Origin of the sequence: Veillonella rogosae JCM 15642 (assembly GCF_002959775.1) — a bacterium.
Classification (GTDB): domain Bacteria; phylum Bacillota; class Negativicutes; order Veillonellales; family Veillonellaceae; genus Veillonella; species Veillonella rogosae.
The window spans coordinates 61,037-78,281 of record NZ_PPCX01000002.1 but is presented as its reverse complement, the minus strand read 5'-3'; the positions used below and the strand labels follow the sequence as shown (position 1 = coordinate 78,281).

Sequence of the window (17,245 nt, the reverse complement as noted above, 5' to 3'; positions counted from 1 at the left end):
TTAGAATCGTATTTAGTTTACATAGTCCCAGTGCTACCAATACCACCTGTACGAATGCCTGTAGCATCGTCATCGTTAGTGATAAGGTATTTAGAGAAGATGCCTTGGGCAACGCGCTCGCCTTTTTCAAGGGAAACTGTTTCTTTACCATAATTGAGTAAAGCGATCATGATATGACCTTCGTTTTCCTCATTATTATAGTAATCGCTATCGATGATACCTGTGCTATTTACGAGTGCTAGATGGCGCTTAATAGCCATGCTAGAACGAATGTGAATGGCAAGGTATTCATCGTATGCCATGAAAGCTTTAATACCTGTTGGCACTAATACTACTTGACCTGGTTCTAAAGTAACAGCTTCAGCGCATTCAATATCATAGCCTGCGCTTTCTGTTGTTTTACGTGTCGGTAAATTGATATCTTGTTCTTCAAAAGCAGAAACTACTTCAAAGCCACGAATATCCATGTAACACCTCTTATTTTAAACAATCTTTACGGGACAAGTTAACACGGCCTTGTTTATCGATTTCGATAACTTTTACCATGATCTCATCACCTACATTTACTACGTCTTCTACATTTTCAACGCGTTCTTTTGCAAGTTTAGAAATGTGTACAAGACCTTCTTTACCTGGTAATACCTCTACGAAAGCACCGAATGCCATCAAACGAGTTACTTTACCAAGGTATACTTCACCTACTTCAACTTCTTTAGTAAGGTTTTCAATAATTTGTTGAGCTTTTGCTGCACCTTCTTGTTCTACAGAAGCAATGAATACTGTACCATCATCTTCGATGTCGATTTTAGCGCCAGTTTCTTCGATAATACCACGAATTACTTTACCGCCAGAACCGATTACGTCACGAATCTTATCTGGATCGATTTTCATTGTAATGATGCGTGGAGCATATTCAGACATTTGTTGACGTGGTTCAGCAATTGTATCAAGCATAATGCCCATGATGTGCATACGGCCTTTGTGAGCTTGTTCTAATGCTTCTTGAAGAATTTCACGGGATAAACCGGAGATTTTAATATCCATTTGAATTGCTGTTACACCTTTTGCAGTACCAGCAACTTTAAAGTCCATATCGCCAAGAGCATCTTCCATGCCTTGAATATCTGTTAAGATTGTGTAGTGTTCACCTTGCGTTACAAGACCCATAGCGATACCTGCTACAGGGGCTTTAATTGGTACGCCAGCGTCCATCAAGGACAATGTGGAACCACATACAGAAGCCATAGAGCTAGAACCATTGGATTCTAATACTTCAGATACTAAACGCAATGCATATGGGAAGTCTGCTTCGCTAGGAATTACAGGAACCAAAGCGCGTTCAGCCAAAGCACCATGACCAATTTCACGACGACCAGGACCGCGGGAAGAACGAGTTTCGCCTACGGAGAAGGATGGGAAATTATAGTGGTGAATATAGCGTTTTTCTGTTTCAATACCAATGCCATCAATTGTTTGTGTTTCGGACAATGGAGCTACAGTAGCTATGTTCAATACTTGAGTTTGACCACGTGTAAATAAACCAGAGCCATGTGTACGAGGCAATACACCTGTACGGCAAGAGATTGGACGAACTTCATCAAGTTTACGACCATCTGGGCGAATTTTTTCAACAGTAATCATATGACGAACGATTTCTTTAATCATAGCGTCAAATGCTTTATTTACGTCACCCATATTGTCAGGGTAGATTTCTTCAAAGTGTGCTAATACATCTGCGCGTACTTCACTTTCTTGAGCATCACGTTGTTGTTTATCTGCACAACGAACTGCTGCATCAAGTTTATCATGACCATAAGCGCGAACTGCATCAGCGATTTCAGCAGGAACGTCTTTACTTTCAAATACGCGTTTTTCCTTGCCCACTTTTGCTTTCATATCTTCTTGGAAAGCTACGATTTTTTTGATTTCTTCATGAGCTGCCATGATAACTTCAAGAATGATATCTTCTGGAACTTCTTCAGCGCCACCTTCAACCATGAGGATAGCATCTTTAGTACCAGCTACAACAATGTTAAGGTCTGTTTCTTCTAATTGAGCTTTAGTTGGGTTTACAACGAACTCACCATTGATACGACCCATGCGAAGGCCTGCAATAGGACCATTCCAAGGCACATCAGAAATAGATAATGCTGCAGAAGCACCAATCATGCCACATACTGCTGGATCGCAGTCTTGATCTACGGACATAACTGTTGCTACTACGTGTACTTCATTACGTACACCTTTATCAAATAATGGACGAATAGGACGGTCGATCAAACGGCTATTCAAAATCGCAGTTTCAGGTGGACGTGCTTCACGTTTAATAAAGCCACCTGGTAAACGACCAACAGCGTACATTTTTTCTTCATAGTCTACTGTAAGTGGGAAGAAGTCGATATCCTTCGCCTCTTTAGAACCTGTAGCGGTAACGAGTACACGAGTATCGCCATAGCCAACCATTACGGCACCGCCAGCTTGTTTTGCAAGTTCCCCAGTCTCGATCGTAAGCGTACGACCAGCTAGGTCCATTTGGAATTGTTCCATTCCTATTCCTCCTAAAAATCTTCTTATATGTATACCTTCTTATTATATATCATCAGTAAAAAATAAGCTATTTTTTCACTTCATTAAAAGCAACTAGCACAATAAAAAAGGACAGAGTAGCCGCTCTGTCCTTTTTTCCTGTTTCCACAATAGGTTATCGGAATTCGTTTCCCTTTGCCTAATGTTATTATAACATAGAGAAATGAAATAAAAAAGCCGTCCAAAAGGACGGCTAATTTTATTATTTACGAAGACCAAGACGTTCGATAAGGGAACGGTAACGTTCGATATCTTTACGACGAAGGTAGTCAAGCATGTTACGGCGTTGACCAACCAATTTCAACAAACCACGACGGGAATGATGGTCTTTTTTGTGCTCTTTCAAGTGCTCAGTTAAGTAAACGATGCGGCTTGTCAAAATCGCAACTTGTACTTCTGGAGAACCAGTGTCACCTTCATGAGTAGCGTATTCTTTAATTACTGCTAATTTAGCTTCTGTAGTTAACATTAATGTTACCTCCTAAAAAATAAATAATCCCGATAAGCTTAAGTAACCGTTGGAGATTCGAATACTTCGCTTACGATATGTCTTACGACCTTATTTAGTATACAGTATCTACCTTATCTTGTAAAGGAAAATTACAGTAAATAAACAAAAGAGGGCATATGCCCCCTTCTATTATTTCGCACCAAGCACCATGCGGTCGCTCAATGCATTTTCCCCAGCTACTTCGAACTTTTGAAGTAAGTCAGCAACTGTTAATTTTTTCTTTTCTTCCCCTTTTACATCATAGATGATGCGACCGGAGTCCATCATGATGAGGCGATTACCAAAGCGCAATGCATCGCGCATATTGTGAGTAATCATAAGAGTTGTTAAGTTATGCTCTGCTACAAGTTTATCTGTTAATTGCAAAACATTTTCTGCAGTCTTAGGATCAAGAGCCGCCGTATGTTCGTCCAACAATAAAAGTTCAGGACGAAGCATAGTAGCCATCAATAATGTGATGGATTGGCGTTGACCACCAGATAATAGACCCATACGAGCAGATAAACGATCTTCAAGACCTAAACCTAATAGTGCAAGACGTTCTTTGAAGAATGCTTGTTCGCTATCTTTGAAAGCCCATTTAAGACCTAAGCTTTTACCACGGCGCATAGCAAGGATTAAGTTTTCCTCAATTTGCATGTTGCCTGCAGTGCCTACCATAGGATCTTGGAATACACGGCCAATGTATTTAGCACGTTTGTATTCAGGCATTTTTGTGACATCAATATCATTGATTGTAATGGAACCTTCATCTACTGGGAATACACCAGCGATGGAGTTTAGTAACGTACTTTTACCAGCACCATTACCACCGATAACAGTACAGAAATCTCCTTCTTCTAAACGAAGATCAATACCTTGAAGTGCAGTTTTTTCATTGATTGTGCCCTTAAAGAAGGTTTTTACCATATTTTTTACTTCTAACATAGTGTCCTCCTTAGCGAGCCAACCATTTTGCTTTCAATGTAGGCAAGGAAAGCGCGATGGCAACGAGAATTGCAGTGAATAATTTCAAATCGTTTGGCGGCATACCCATGTAGAGTACAGCAGCGATAACGATACGATATACGATGGAACCAAGTACTACGGCGATAAGACTACGTACGAAGGATTTCGTACCGAATACTACTTCACCAATGATTACAGATGCCAAGCCGATAACGATGGTACCGATACCCATACCTACGTCGGCAAAGCCTTGGAATTGACCAATAAGAGCGCCAGACATACCAACAAAACCATTAGAAATCAAAAGACCTAGAACAATCATGTTATCAGTATTTACGCCTTGAGCGCGAATCATTTGAGGGTTAACACCTGTTGCACGTAACGCTGTACCAATTTCAGTCCCGAAGAACCAGAACAAGAACAAGCATACAGCTACAGCGACCAATACGCCTACGATAGCAGCAGACCACATATTAGGAGTGTGGAATACACCGCCGAGGATAGAATAAATTGTATCCATACGAAGCAAGGATACGTTAGCTTTGCCCATAATGTGAAGGTTCACAGAGTACAAAGCAATCATTGTCAAAATACCAGCCAATAATGCAGGAATTTTTAGTTTTGTATGAATCCAGCCTGTTACAGCACCTGCCATCATACCGCCCACACCGGCAAGTAAAATGGAAAGGATTGGATTCATGCCACTTGTAATTAAAACAGCGGAAATAGCCGCCCCCATTGGGAACGTACCTTCCACAGTTAAGTCAGCCACATCTAGTACACGGAATGTAATGAATACACCGACCGCTAACAAGGACCATAAAAGGCCTGTGGTTATGGTGCCTACCATTAAATCTAACATCAAAATCTCCTCTATTGTTTCATATCTTTACGAAGTGCGTCAGGAATTGTAATACCTAATTTTTTAGCACGTTCTTCGTTAACAGTTAACTTAATATCTTTTTGCGTTTCAATAGCTAAATCTGCAATTTTTGCTTCACCAGCAAGCACTTTAGCAGCCATTAAGCCAGTTTGGTAACCTAATTGATAATAGTCAACAGAATATGTTGCTACACCACCAGTCATTGTCATACCTTCATCAGCAGCAAATACTGGAATTTTTGCAGCATCTGTGATTTGTGCTAAGTTAGCCATAGCAGATGCCAATACATTATCTGTTGGTGTATAGATTGCTTGTACATCTTGGTTTACAAGATTTGTAGCTGCTTGTTGGATATCATTTACGTTAGATACAGTTGCTTCTACAACAGTAATACCTTTAGTAGCTGCATAAGCTTTCATTTTTTCAACTTGTAATTGGGAGTTGATTTCAGAGGATGTATAAATAGCACCAATGCGTTTTACATTTGGTACTAATGCGATAATGAGATCAACCTCTTTTTCAACAGGTGTCATATCAGACGTACCAGATACGTTACCACCAGGATGTTCATTAGATTGAACGAGTTTAGCTGTTACGTAATCTGTAATCGCAGTCCCCAAGATTGGCATATCATGAGATGCATTTGCCATCGTTTGCGCTGCTGGCGTTGCAATCGCTAATACTAAATCTTTTTTATCAGATACGAAGCGTTGGGCAATACTATTCAAGTTAGATTGGTCAGCTTGAGCATTTTGTTGATCTAACTTAATATTTTGACCATCTTTATAACCTTTAGCTGCCAAAGCATCTACGAAGCCTTTATTCGCAGCATCAAGGGATGGATGTTCTACTAATTGAATAACGCCAATCTTCTTTTGGTCATTAGTTGCAGTATTGGAACCACAACCAGCTACCATTGCCATAATAGTGACGGCACTAAGTGCCACTGCAATACTTTTTTTCCAATTCATATGTAACTCCTTACCAGTTATGTGTTAAATCATAGTCGCTTTGTTCATCAAATCCTCTGGTAAGGTGATGCCCAATTTTTCTAATTTTTCTTTACCCACAACTAATTTAAATTCTTTTTGCATTTCGATAGGCATATCTTCAACTTTAGCTTCGCCAGTTAAGATTTTTGCTGCCATCAAACCTGTTTGGTAGCCCAGTTTGTAGTAATCTACAGACAAGGACATGAGTGCACCACCTTTTACGTGGTTGTCTTCACCGCCAAATACAGGAATTTTTGCTGGGTCGGTAATAGCTACAAGATTACTCATTGCGGAAGCTACAACATTATCTGTCGGTACATATACGGCATCTACATGTTGAGATACGAGGTTTTGAGCCGCTTGTTGAATATCGTTTACGTTAGAAACTGTAACTTCTTCAACTTTAATGCCTTTTGTAGCTGCGTAAGCTTTCATCTTCTCTACTTGAATTTGAGAGTTTACTTCGCTAGAGCTATAAATAGTACCGATTGTTTTTGCATTCGGTATTACTTGTAAAATTAAGTCAACTTGTTGCTCTACTGGATTCATGTCGGATGTACCAGACACATTACCACCAGGTTTTTGATTAGATTTAACAAGTTTAGCTGCTTCGTAATCTGTAATCGCAGTACCCAAGATTGGAATATCATGAGTTGCATTCGCCATAGATTGAGCTGCTGGAGTAGCAATTGCTAAAATCAAGTTTTTACGATCAGATACGAATCGCTGAGCAATACTATTCAAGTTAGACTGATCAGCTTGTGCGTTTTGTTGGTCAAAAGCAATTTTTTCAGCTAGCCCCTTTTCTTTAAGAGCATCAACAAAACCTTTATTTGCCGCATCTAGTGCAGGATGTTCAACGAGTTGTACTACGCCAACTTTGTATTCACCATTCGATGTTGTTCCATTTGAGCCACAGCCTGTAAAAGCTAATAAAGCTGCCGCCGTGAGTGCTAGGGCAATACCTTTTTTCAAGTTCATGGGGATTTCCTTCCTATCTGCAATGACTATAATACTTCTATTATAAACAAATTTATTCACTACATCAATGTAGCAGAGTAAAGTATTTTACATTTTTATTATGTGTAAAACACAATAAAGACAAGAAATCCAACTATTTTTCTAAAGATGATAGCATATCTTCTGTCAAATCATTTGCTGCAAGAATATATTCTTTAAGAGTACCTTTATCGAGTGCTACCTTCATAACAGGTACTTCAAATGGGTCGAGAATAACGCACATCAAGATTTCACCCGTTACATAATAACCTACTACAGCTTCCCCTTCGTCTTCATCTAGGGTTTCTCGTTTTACTGTTACGCAGTATGGTTTCATAACTGCAGCAGCCGCCTCAGCTACCTGTTCACGATTTGCAATATATTCTTCAGCTGTTGTTTCAGGAATATCAAAGATGTCGACTTTTACAGTCTTAACCTCGGTTGCCTCTCCCTTCGCAGCCTTAATAGCTGCGCCTAATTCCGTTTGATTCATATATACCTCACATAGAATGGACTTTCACCATTGGTGAAAGCCCTATTATACTAGATTGTTTCATCAGCTGCATTTAAGAATGCCACGTAGCATTGTTTAGCCTCGTAAATATCGGCTTTAGAAGTAACCTCCCACGGAGCATGCATGCTAAGAACTGCTACACCACAGTCGATAACATTCATGCCGTAAAGTGCCATGATGTACGCAATTGTACCACCACCACCGAGGTCTACCTTACCAAGCTCTGCCGTTTGATACGTTACATTATTGGATTCCATAACACGACGGATAAAGCCCATGTACTCAGCATTGGCATCATTAGAGCCAGCTTTACCACGAGAGCCTGTAAATTTATTAAATACTACGCCCATACCAAGGTAAGAAGCATTTTTCTTTTCATACGCAGATGCATAAAGTGGATCGTAGCCAGCGCTAACATCGGAAGATAACATACGAGATTTTTCCAATGCACGACGAACGCTAACAGAATTTGGTTTACCCATAAGTGTTAGAATTTCAGCTACAGCATTTTCAAAGAAACGAGATTGCATACCCGTAGCACCTACAGAACCGATTTCCTCTTTATCGACGAGTAAGCAACAAGTAGTACGTTTTACATTATCTACTTCAAGCATAGCCACTAAGGATGTATAGGCACATACGCGATCATCTTGGCCATATGCCATTACCATAGAGCGGTCAAAGCCCATATCACGTGCCTTACCTGCGGGTACAATTTCAAGCTCTGCAGATAACAAGTCACGCTCAACAAAGCCATACTCTTTTTCAAGAAGGTTATTAATAAATTTAGAAACACCTTCTTTTTCCTCATCTTTTACTGGACGACTGCCTATGAGTAAATCAAGAGCTTCCCCTTCAATTACTTTAGCTGCATTCTTTTGCATTTGTTCTTGCCCTAAATGAGGCAACAAATCTGTAATACAGAATACAGGATCAGTTTCTTTATCGCCAATATTAATATTGATGCGAGTTCCATCTGTTTTTACCACAACACCATGAATGGCAAGAGGCATGGCTACCCAGTGATATTTTTTAATACCGCCGTAGTAGTGAGTATCCCAGAATAAAAGGTTGCTATCTTCGTATTGAGGGTTTTGTTTTACGTCAATACGAGGAGAGTCGATATGAGCACCTAAAATGTTCATACCTAATTCGATATTATCTGTACCAATATTGAAGAGAGCAATAGATTTATCCATATAGGTATAATAAATCTTATCCCCCGCCTTAATTGGTGTATTATTTTTAATGATATCTTTAAGATTTACATAGCCCTTTGCCTCTGCAAATTCTACGGCCTGCACTACGCATTCCCGTTCTGTTTTACCATTATCTAAAAATTGACGATACGAATCACTTAAGGCATATACCTTTTCCATAGTGGCATCGTCGTAATTATGCCATGCATATTTGCGTTCCATATTCTATCCTTTCTAAAAGCTCACAATCTAACATTTATGAAACTGTAGATGTGAACAGGAATTAATAAAATTATTTTTGGAGGTCCTTTTCAAGTTCCGCCTGGCGAAATTCCAAATACTTTCGCTCTTTCTCTCGATTAATTTCAGACTTCTCAGTATATAGAGAACGAATTTCGTCCGTACAATGCGTTAATACCTTTGTAACGTAGAATTTAGTACTACCGGACTTAATCGTATATTTTCCAACTTTAAGTTGCACTGCAAAATCGCCATGTTTTGGGCAAAAGCCAATAGCGAGATGCTTGTCCCCTTGTAATCGTTCTGGCCTAGTCATTTCTAAACGAGTCTGACAATACGGGCAGAAAGATAAACGTACACGTCTATCGTGAACAATACGCTTCTTCTCAGGGAAGTTTTCATACATAAAAAATGTCAAAATCGGTGGATATAGGAAAGGATTGCTACTTTCCTTGCGAATTTGGTCATAATGCAAAATTCCTTGTGGAATATCTAGCTTCTGACATATATGAGCCGTAAATACAGCATCATGCAATGCGTTATGAGCAGACAAATGCTCTGTCGATATATTGAGATCCTCCATAGCATGTGCCACAGAATATTGCTGATTTGTACCATATCGTTGATAGGCATAAATCATTTGTGCATCTACCCATTGATCATAAGATAAGGCTTTCATCTTATGGAGCATAAGATTTTCTCTTAAGATAAGAATATCATCAGAGCCCCAAGACAGTAACATATATTCATTACCACACCAATTTTGAAAGTGCTGCATAGCCGTCTTAAAAGGCACACCATGATCGAGTTCTCTAGAGGTTATCCCCGTCAGCTCTCGTACATGCTTATGCATCCGTGGCAAGTATTGAGGTTTGATGAACATCGTAAAATGATCTACAATGTCCATCTTGTCATTTAGTTTTACCGCTCCGATTTGAATGATTTCACCAGTCAACGGCATTTTAGTACGCTTCATAAAGCTAATGTCATTGCTATACGGTTGATTCCACTCCAAATCAAATACTATATAATTCATAGGCTTTTATTTCGATTCTGAAAGCAACATTTCCGCCGCTTTAATAACCTGTTCTTCAGAAATTACAGATAACCCTTTGTAATTTCCTTCTTTAATAATCTTCTTCATGCTTTTACCAACCTCATAGGAGTCCATCGTTTCAAGAACGATAGCATGAGCTTGGTACGGACCATAAAAGAATGGGTTTGATGGCCCATAGAGTGCCACAATTGGCACCTTTTGGCTGATTCCTACATGCATAGGACCAGAGTCATTTGTAATCAATAGATTACAGTGGCTCATAGCCGCCGCCAATGGTCCTAACTGAAATTTCCCAGTAGCCACAATAGGTTTCGTTTCCATTTGTTCTACTACAGGTTGCACCATTTCAAGATCCATAGGACCGCCAAAGAATACCGTCTTATATCCTAAACGACCGAAATGATCTGCTACATGAGCAAATCGCTCAGCAGGCCAGCGCTTCTCAGGAACGGCACTACCAATATTAAAACCGATGAGCGTATCACTATCGGTTAATCCATGACTGGCATAGAATTCTTGTGCCTCACGGCGCCATGCTTCACAAGTTTCAATATGTAAGCCAGAGTTAGAAGTATCTGTTACACCTAATTGTTCTAGTACATTGATGTACATATCTGCAGCGTGGCGAGTTTTACGGTCTAAACGGGTATACTTTGTCATAAACGGTCTAAACAAAAAATGACTCATACCAGTCGTAATGGGCGCATGAATCTTCCAGGCTAAATAGGAAGTACGTTCATTGGGATGCAAATTGATAACGATATCAGGTTTACCCTTTGCATTAATCTCACGAGCAACCTCATTGAGCCCAGAAATACTATTATGACGCCCTTTTTTATCTACAACGATAAGTTCATCAATATTTGGATTATATTGCATCACTTGTTGCAGTTTTTCATCTATTACATACGTAATATGGCTATGTGGAGCAGCTTTACGTAGCACCTCTAGGAATGGAGTCGTTAAAATAACATCACCTAAGTGCATGAGAAAGGTGACCACAATGCGCTTATAATCTAGTTCCATCATAGTTCCTTTCCAAGTACTTGTTCATACACAGACCATACTGCATCTACAGGAATTTGAGCCATACAATCTGGATCATCTACGAGAGGTTGCTCAGGCGTAGCCTTCGAAGTCGGGGAAATAATAAGATGTACATGACTACCACCATAGGGACCAGTCCGCTTAGGAGACGTAGTACCAAACATGGCAATCAGTGGTCGCTTCAAAGCATTTGCAATATGTAATGGTCCCGTATCGGCACTAATAAATATTTGACAATGACGAATCAATTCAATGAGTTCAGGCATTGATGTGGATCCCACTAGGTTGATGAGATTCTTATTTTTCACATAGTTTTCTATGAAAGCTCCTTTTTCTGCATCATCTGGAGCACCGGCAATAACGACCTTTTTACCCGATTCACATAACCGAATACAAAGTTCTCCAAAGTTAAGGAGCGGCCACTCCTTAACAATCCAACGAGCACCTGGTACAACTACTACATATTCATCTTCCACACCATGAGATTGTAACTTATGCTTAACGGACTTCTCCGCCTCAACATAAGCAGGCATAGGAAACTCTACGCCTTCTACATCGCCCCCAAGGACACGTACGGTATCTAGGTATCGTTCGATAACATGATCGTATTTATGTTCACCAACGAGTGCTTTATTGACTAAATTACTGCCTTCACGAAGTTCCCAATATCCATATTTTTCAGGCGCACCAGATAATAATGATACAATGGCGCTCTTTGCAATACATTGAAGGTCCAAGGTCATATCAAAATGACGACTATGTAAATCCTTACGCAATTGATATAAGTAAGAAGGCTTTTTAAGTTGTTTCTTGTCAATGATAATCACATCATCAACCCAAGGTGTACCTGGTAAGAGGCTAGCGAATTGTTCATGAATGGCCCATGTAATACGAGCATCAGGCCAATTCTTACGCACAGCATACAAGGTAGGCAATGCATGAATTACATCCCCTAATGAGCTCATCTTTATGATGAGTATATTCTTGTAGTCTTTCATATAGCCTCCCAAATACAACACAACAACTTAAGCAACCTTATAGTTTCTTTAAATAAGCCTTATATGTTAAGCAAAAACAATATAAATAGTAGATTAGTATATTAAATACTAGATTAAATGATAGTTTTAATAAAATCTAATAGGTTAGTACCTGTAAAGAGATAACCTTTTACACCTGCTGCCTCAGCTGCATCAACATCGCGCTGACTATCGCCAATAAGAAAACTAGATTTAGGATCTACATCATAATCCTTAATAGCTTGCTTAATCATGCCAGGCTTAGGTTTTCTACATTCACAATCGACAGCATAAAGAGGTACAGAGCCTTCTTTATGGTGAGGGCAATAATAGAAGTGTAAAATTGGCGCCCCACTGCGGTCTAGTTCATGAGCCATATGGTCATGAAGAATCTGTACATCAGACTCTTTGTAATAACCACGGGCCACTCCGCTTTGATTCGTCACCACAATGAGGTCATACCCTTTACTATAGGCATAAGCTAAGGCCTCTTTTGCACCGTCTACCCACTCTAAATCGCTAATTTTATATAAATAACTAACGTCTTTATTAATAACGCCATCGCGATCTAAAAATAACACCTTGCGCATTAACGTAAATATCCTTCGTTATTATCTAATAGCTCACAATATTCTTTAACGGCATCTTCCATTTTGTGGAATCCTTTATCATAGCCAGCAGCCAATAATTTAGTCGTATCAGCCTCTGTAAAGCTTTGATATTTGCCTTTTAACACCTCTGGGAATGGCACGTATTCAATTTTGCCGTGGCCGTTATAATCGATAACAGCTTGCATGAATTGATTAAAGCTATGAGCATTACCAGTACCGCAGTTAAAAGTACCAGAAATTTCTGGATGCTCCCAGAAGTAGAAGTTTACATTAACTACGTCTTTTACATAAATAAAGTCACGAGTTTGACCACCGTCTTCGTAGCCATCTGTACCTTCAAAGAGGTTGATAACGCCAGTTTCTTTATTTTTGTAGAACATTTGACGTACCAAAGAAGCCATTTTATCTTTATGTGCTTCGTTAGGCCCGTACACGTTAAAGTAACGTAAACCTACTACTTGAGCAGTATATTCACCTTCATACTTACGCACATAACGGTCGAATAATAACTTAGAATACGCATATGGATTGAGGGCTTCTTCGGCTTCTGGTTTTTCTACGAAACCATTAGTACCATTGCCATAAGTAGATGCAGAGGATGCATAGATAAATGGAATACGACGGTCTTGGCAATAATGGAATAGATTTTTAGAACCTTCATAGTTGTTCTTCATCATGTATTTGCCATTATATTCCATTGTGTCTGCACAAGCGCCTTCGTGGAATACGACTTCAATAGGACCCACATCGAATGTACCGTCAGCGATAGCACAATCAAAATCATCACAATCGATGTAATCTAAGAATTCTAGATTTTGAATATTGCGAATTTTGCGACCATCTGTAAGATCATCTACGATAAGAATATCTGTACGACCACGGTCATTTAGTGCTTTCACAATATTACTGCCGATAAAACCAGCACCACCTGTTACGATAATCATAATTTGCCCTCCTTAGCCATAGTGGCTATTTTCCCTACAATATCAGATGTAGAATAACCTTCTTTAAATGAAAGCACCTCTACATTGTCAACGGACTCGCGTCCGATAATATCTTCAATCTTATAATCGCCGCCCTTAACAAGCGTATTAGGACGTAAGTACGCTAATAACTCAGCGGGAGTATCTTCTTCAAATAATACAACCCCATCAATACACTGCAATGCACTTAATAAAGCAGCTCGATCCTCTTCACTAACGATAGGACGAGTTTCACCTTTAAGACGTTTAACAGATGCATCTGAATTCAATCCAATGATGAGATGGTCACCAAGTTGCGCGGCCTCTTGTAAGTACGTAATATGGCCACGATGAAGAATGTCAAAACAACCATTAGTAAATACTACAGTTTCACCCTTACTTTGCCACTGTGTAACAAGCTCTTTCATCTCTTCCTTCGTATATAGAGGCTTAGACTGAATGCTATGTTTGAAAGAGTGCCATAAGTCTAATAGTTCAGAGCGGTGAATTGGATAGGTCCCAACCTTAGACACTACGATGCCAGCAGCACCATTGGCGATATGCAAGGCTAATCGCATAGATAAGCCACTAGCAAGACAAGTCATCATCATAGATACAACGGTATCCCCTGCACCACTCACATCGAAGACCTCTTGTTGAGTAGCCGGATTATGCCATGTGCGGCCATCCTTTGCGATAACTGTAATCCCCTTAGCAGACCGTGTAGCCACAATATAGTCCAAATCTACATTACCCAGAACAGACTTAGCAGCCTCAACGATTGTAGCATCATCATTTTCTAATTTACGGCCCACACATTCACCAAGCTCTTTTACATTTGGTGTTATGCAGGTCGCACCATTATATTTCGACCAATCAGATCCTTTTGGATCAACGATAGTTTGCACGCCATATTCTTTAGCTAAGCTAAAGATTTTCTTCAATAAGGTAGGCGTACAAACACCTTTACCATAGTCAGATACGACAATACCGTCGATACCAGACTTACATAGATTCTCAAGCCAAGAAGCTAGTTGTGCCTCTTCTCCGCTTGTTAAATCTGTAATCGTTTCAAAATCAAGGCGCATCATTTGCTGACGATCACCCAAGATGCGCATCTTTGTAATGGTAGAACGATCATCACTTGTAATTAAACCAGTTGTATCGATTTTGTCGGCATCAAGTAAATGTTGCAATAGGCGACCATGGTCATCATTACCAGCAAGTGCACCGAGATATACCTTACAATCTAAATTAGACAAGTTAGATGCAACGTTTCCAGCCCCACCAAGAACCTCTTTCATTTTTGACACTCGGTTAACAGGAACCGGTGCTTCTGGAGAAATACGACTTACATCACCAAAAACATAACGATCTACCATCACATCGCCAACAACGGCAATCTTCAAGTTTGGCAGTTGCTTTGTTAAAAACTGATTAATGGTAGTATTTATCATAGTCCACCTATTCCTTACCCCAATGATATGTGCGCTTAATTAAAATGAGAATTAAATCAGCACCACATATATGTATCACGTATAACCTAAAGGTTAATAATCCTCTTCAATAAGTTCGCACATAATGTGCCCAGCCAAAATATGCATTTCTTGAATACGAGCTGTTACATTACTAGGAATTGCTAATGTAATATCACATAATTCGGCTAATTTACCGCCGCCTTCACCGGTAAAAGCAATGGTATGCATACCAATAGAACGAGCCATTTCAGCTGCTTTCACAACATTCTTAGAATTACCAGAAGTAGAAATACCGATGAGTACATCACCTGTACGGCCTAATCCCTCTACTTGGCGAGCAAAGACAGCATCAAAATCATAATCATTAGCAATCGCTGTCAATGCAGATGTGTCTGTCGTTAAAGCCACCGCGGCAAAAGAACGACGTTCCTTTTTAAAGCGACCAATTAATTCTGCTGCTAAATGTTGAGAATCCGCTGCAGAACCACCGTTACCACAGAATAAAATTTTATTACCATTATCGAGAGCCGCCTTACAGCGATAGGCAATCTCTTGAATGGTATCCATATGCTCCATCGTCTTGCCAAAGACTTCAAGATGCTCTGTAAAACGATCTGCAATGATTGGATTTAAATCAGTCATTATAAAATCTCCTTTAATAGTCTATCTGCATTTTTCCAGAACAGTTTCTCACATTGCTCCACAGATAAACCTGCCTCTTTAAATGCATCATATAATCGATGCATTTCAGAAGCATCTTTAATTTCTGTATCTGGCTTAATGCCATCAAAGTCGGTTCCCAATGCCACAACATCTTCCCCGCCCTTATTGATGAGATATAAGCCGTGCTTTACGATATCTTCAATCCGACTTATAGATGATGTACCTAAAAAAGATTGAGCGAAATTAAGGCCTATAACGCCACCCTTATTAGCAATCAGCTTAATTAAATTATCTGGTAAGTTTCTTGTATGAGCCGTAACTTCACGCGCATTAGAATGAGATGCCACAAATGGTACATCTAAGATGTCCCCTAATTGCTCTGTACCAGCATCATTAAGATGAGAACAATCCACGATTATCCCTAAATCTTGCATAGCCTCAACAAACTCAATGCCTTTAGGTGTTAATTTTTTATGTTGCTCACCACAGTGAGGTTCTCCCAAACCATTTGGATAGTTCCACGTAAGTGTTATCAGTCTAACCCCATCTTGATAAGCTTGATTAAGTTTATCTAAATCGCCGCCTAGTACGCCGCCTTCCTCAATAGACATGAGGGCGCCAATTTTACCAGACTCGTATATAGACTCCACATTTTGATAAGAGAGCACATGCTGTATGTGCTCTCCATAGCGATGAATTTGTGATGTACATAAGTTGCGCATCTCTTCATAACGACCATAGGGGTCATTCGTCTTGCCAAGATTAATAAAAAGTGCAAAGTCTTGTACCTTGCTGTGAGCCTTTTGTAATTTCTCAATATCGATTTTCCAAGTATTACGATATAAATCACCACTATCGGGATGATCGAGTAATTGCATTATCGTATCGCAATGTAAATCTATCATAAAGCCTCACTATGTAGTAACATCAACTAACTGCGTTTTGGTTTTTTAGCATCTAATTTTTTAAGCGCTTTCAGCTCTTCCATGAAGCTATCGATATTATCGAACTTACGGTATACACTGGCGAAACGAACATACGCAACTTGGTCAATATCTTTCAATTGTTGCAATACAAGTTCCCCAATGCGGTCTGTTGTAACCTCTTGATTAATTTCGTTACGAATATCGCGCTCTACATCATTAACTACTTGTTCCATAACGGACATTGGTACTGTACGCTTATCACAAGAGCGCAATAAGCCATTCAATAATTTACCGCGATCAAATAATTCACGGCGTCCGTTTTTCTTCAATACCATAAGTGGTACTTCTTCTATAATTTCATAGGTAGTAAAGCGACGGCCACAATTGATACATTCCCGGCGACGGCGAATACTATTACCTTCATCAGTTGTTCTAGAGTCTGTCACCTTCGTGTCTGTGTGTTGGCAATAAGGACATCTCATCTGTTACTACTCCTTTTCTACTAATCACTCTGAAATTGCGCATAATACGCCCATTTTCTCTACTATATATAGTACCATGAAACCCCTTAAAATACAAAGAATCCCTAGGATTTCCTAGGGATTCTTCCATT

The 17,245-nt window shown here is 39.6% G+C and carries 18 protein-coding genes; all 18 read right to left on the bottom strand.

Going from position 1 to position 17,245, the window contains the following annotated elements:
- Window positions 1–17: 17 nt before the first annotated feature.
- On the bottom strand, window positions 18–467 hold the full coding sequence (dut, locus tag VRHSUH09_RS00620) for a dUTP diphosphatase (protein WP_054747232.1): 450 nt from the start codon (window positions 465–467) through the stop codon (window positions 18–20).
- A gap of 10 nt (window positions 468–477) precedes the next feature.
- Complete coding sequence (locus tag VRHSUH09_RS00615; protein WP_105081093.1) at window positions 478–2,547, bottom strand: polyribonucleotide nucleotidyltransferase; 2,070 nt, start codon at window positions 2,545–2,547, stop codon at window positions 478–480.
- Window positions 2,548–2,788: 241 nt separating this feature from the next.
- Window positions 2,789–3,055 carry a 30S ribosomal protein S15 gene (gene rpsO / locus VRHSUH09_RS00610; RefSeq protein ID WP_009372127.1) on the bottom strand — a complete coding sequence of 89 codons (267 nt, stop codon included), beginning with the start codon at window positions 3,053–3,055 and terminating at the stop codon, window positions 2,789–2,791.
- 171 nt (window positions 3,056–3,226) lie between these two features.
- The gene (locus tag VRHSUH09_RS00605; protein ID WP_054747234.1) at window positions 3,227–4,024 is read right to left on the bottom strand and encodes an ABC transporter ATP-binding protein; all 798 of its coding nucleotides are present in this window, start codon (window positions 4,022–4,024) and stop codon (window positions 3,227–3,229) included.
- 10 nt (window positions 4,025–4,034) lie between these two features.
- Window positions 4,035–4,907: an ABC transporter permease gene (locus VRHSUH09_RS00600; protein ID WP_105081092.1), complete on the bottom strand. Its 873-nt coding sequence runs from the start codon at window positions 4,905–4,907 to the stop codon at window positions 4,035–4,037.
- Between the two features lie 11 nt (window positions 4,908–4,918).
- Complete coding sequence (locus VRHSUH09_RS00595) at window positions 4,919–5,899, bottom strand: ABC transporter substrate-binding protein (protein WP_054747236.1); 981 nt, start codon at window positions 5,897–5,899, stop codon at window positions 4,919–4,921.
- A 24-nt stretch (window positions 5,900–5,923) separates the two neighbouring features.
- Window positions 5,924–6,901, bottom strand: a complete 978-nt coding sequence (locus VRHSUH09_RS00590) for an ABC transporter substrate-binding protein (protein WP_054747238.1) — start codon at window positions 6,899–6,901, stop codon at window positions 5,924–5,926.
- A 133-nt stretch (window positions 6,902–7,034) separates the two neighbouring features.
- Window positions 7,035–7,412 carry a hypothetical protein gene (locus VRHSUH09_RS00585; protein ID WP_054747239.1) on the bottom strand — a complete coding sequence of 126 codons (378 nt, stop codon included), beginning with the start codon at window positions 7,410–7,412 and terminating at the stop codon, window positions 7,035–7,037.
- A 50-nt stretch (window positions 7,413–7,462) separates the two neighbouring features.
- Window positions 7,463–8,854, bottom strand: coding sequence for an aminopeptidase (locus tag VRHSUH09_RS00580; protein ID WP_105081091.1), 1,392 nt, complete (start codon window positions 8,852–8,854; stop codon window positions 7,463–7,465).
- A 70-nt stretch (window positions 8,855–8,924) separates the two neighbouring features.
- Window positions 8,925–9,908 carry a 3'-5' exonuclease gene (locus VRHSUH09_RS00575; RefSeq protein WP_105081090.1) on the bottom strand — a complete coding sequence of 328 codons (984 nt, stop codon included), beginning with the start codon at window positions 9,906–9,908 and terminating at the stop codon, window positions 8,925–8,927.
- 6 nt (window positions 9,909–9,914) lie between these two features.
- On the bottom strand, window positions 9,915–10,955 hold the full coding sequence (locus VRHSUH09_RS00570; RefSeq protein ID WP_054747244.1) for a glycosyltransferase family 9 protein: 1,041 nt from the start codon (window positions 10,953–10,955) through the stop codon (window positions 9,915–9,917).
- On the bottom strand, window positions 10,955–11,974 hold the full coding sequence (locus VRHSUH09_RS00565; protein WP_105081089.1) for a glycosyltransferase family 9 protein: 1,020 nt from the start codon (window positions 11,972–11,974) through the stop codon (window positions 10,955–10,957). The genes VRHSUH09_RS00570 and VRHSUH09_RS00565 overlap by 1 nt, the downstream gene beginning before the upstream one ends.
- A gap of 113 nt (window positions 11,975–12,087) precedes the next feature.
- Window positions 12,088–12,582 (bottom strand): D-glycero-alpha-D-manno-heptose-1,7-bisphosphate 7-phosphatase, encoded by a 495-nt coding sequence (locus VRHSUH09_RS00560; protein ID WP_009372072.1) that lies wholly within the window; start codon window positions 12,580–12,582, stop codon window positions 12,088–12,090.
- A complete protein-coding gene (gene rfaD / locus VRHSUH09_RS00555) occupies window positions 12,582–13,547 on the bottom strand; it encodes an ADP-glyceromanno-heptose 6-epimerase (protein WP_009350936.1) in 966 nt (321 codons plus the stop codon). The genes VRHSUH09_RS00560 and rfaD overlap by 1 nt, the downstream gene beginning before the upstream one ends.
- Complete coding sequence (gene rfaE1, locus VRHSUH09_RS00550) at window positions 13,544–15,022, bottom strand: D-glycero-beta-D-manno-heptose-7-phosphate kinase (RefSeq protein ID WP_105081088.1); 1,479 nt, start codon at window positions 15,020–15,022, stop codon at window positions 13,544–13,546. The genes rfaD and rfaE1 overlap by 4 nt, the downstream gene beginning before the upstream one ends.
- Before the next feature lie 93 nt (window positions 15,023–15,115).
- Entirely contained in the window at window positions 15,116–15,685 is a 570-nt protein-coding gene (gmhA, locus tag VRHSUH09_RS00545) for a D-sedoheptulose 7-phosphate isomerase (RefSeq protein WP_054747248.1), read from the bottom strand.
- A complete protein-coding gene (locus VRHSUH09_RS00540) occupies window positions 15,685–16,611 on the bottom strand; it encodes a dipeptidase (RefSeq protein ID WP_105081087.1) in 927 nt (308 codons plus the stop codon). The genes gmhA and VRHSUH09_RS00540 overlap by 1 nt, the downstream gene beginning before the upstream one ends.
- A 26-nt stretch (window positions 16,612–16,637) precedes the next feature.
- Window positions 16,638–17,114 (bottom strand): transcriptional regulator NrdR, encoded by a 477-nt coding sequence (nrdR, locus tag VRHSUH09_RS00535; RefSeq protein ID WP_105081086.1) that lies wholly within the window; start codon window positions 17,112–17,114, stop codon window positions 16,638–16,640.
- Window positions 17,115–17,245 lie beyond the last annotated feature (131 nt).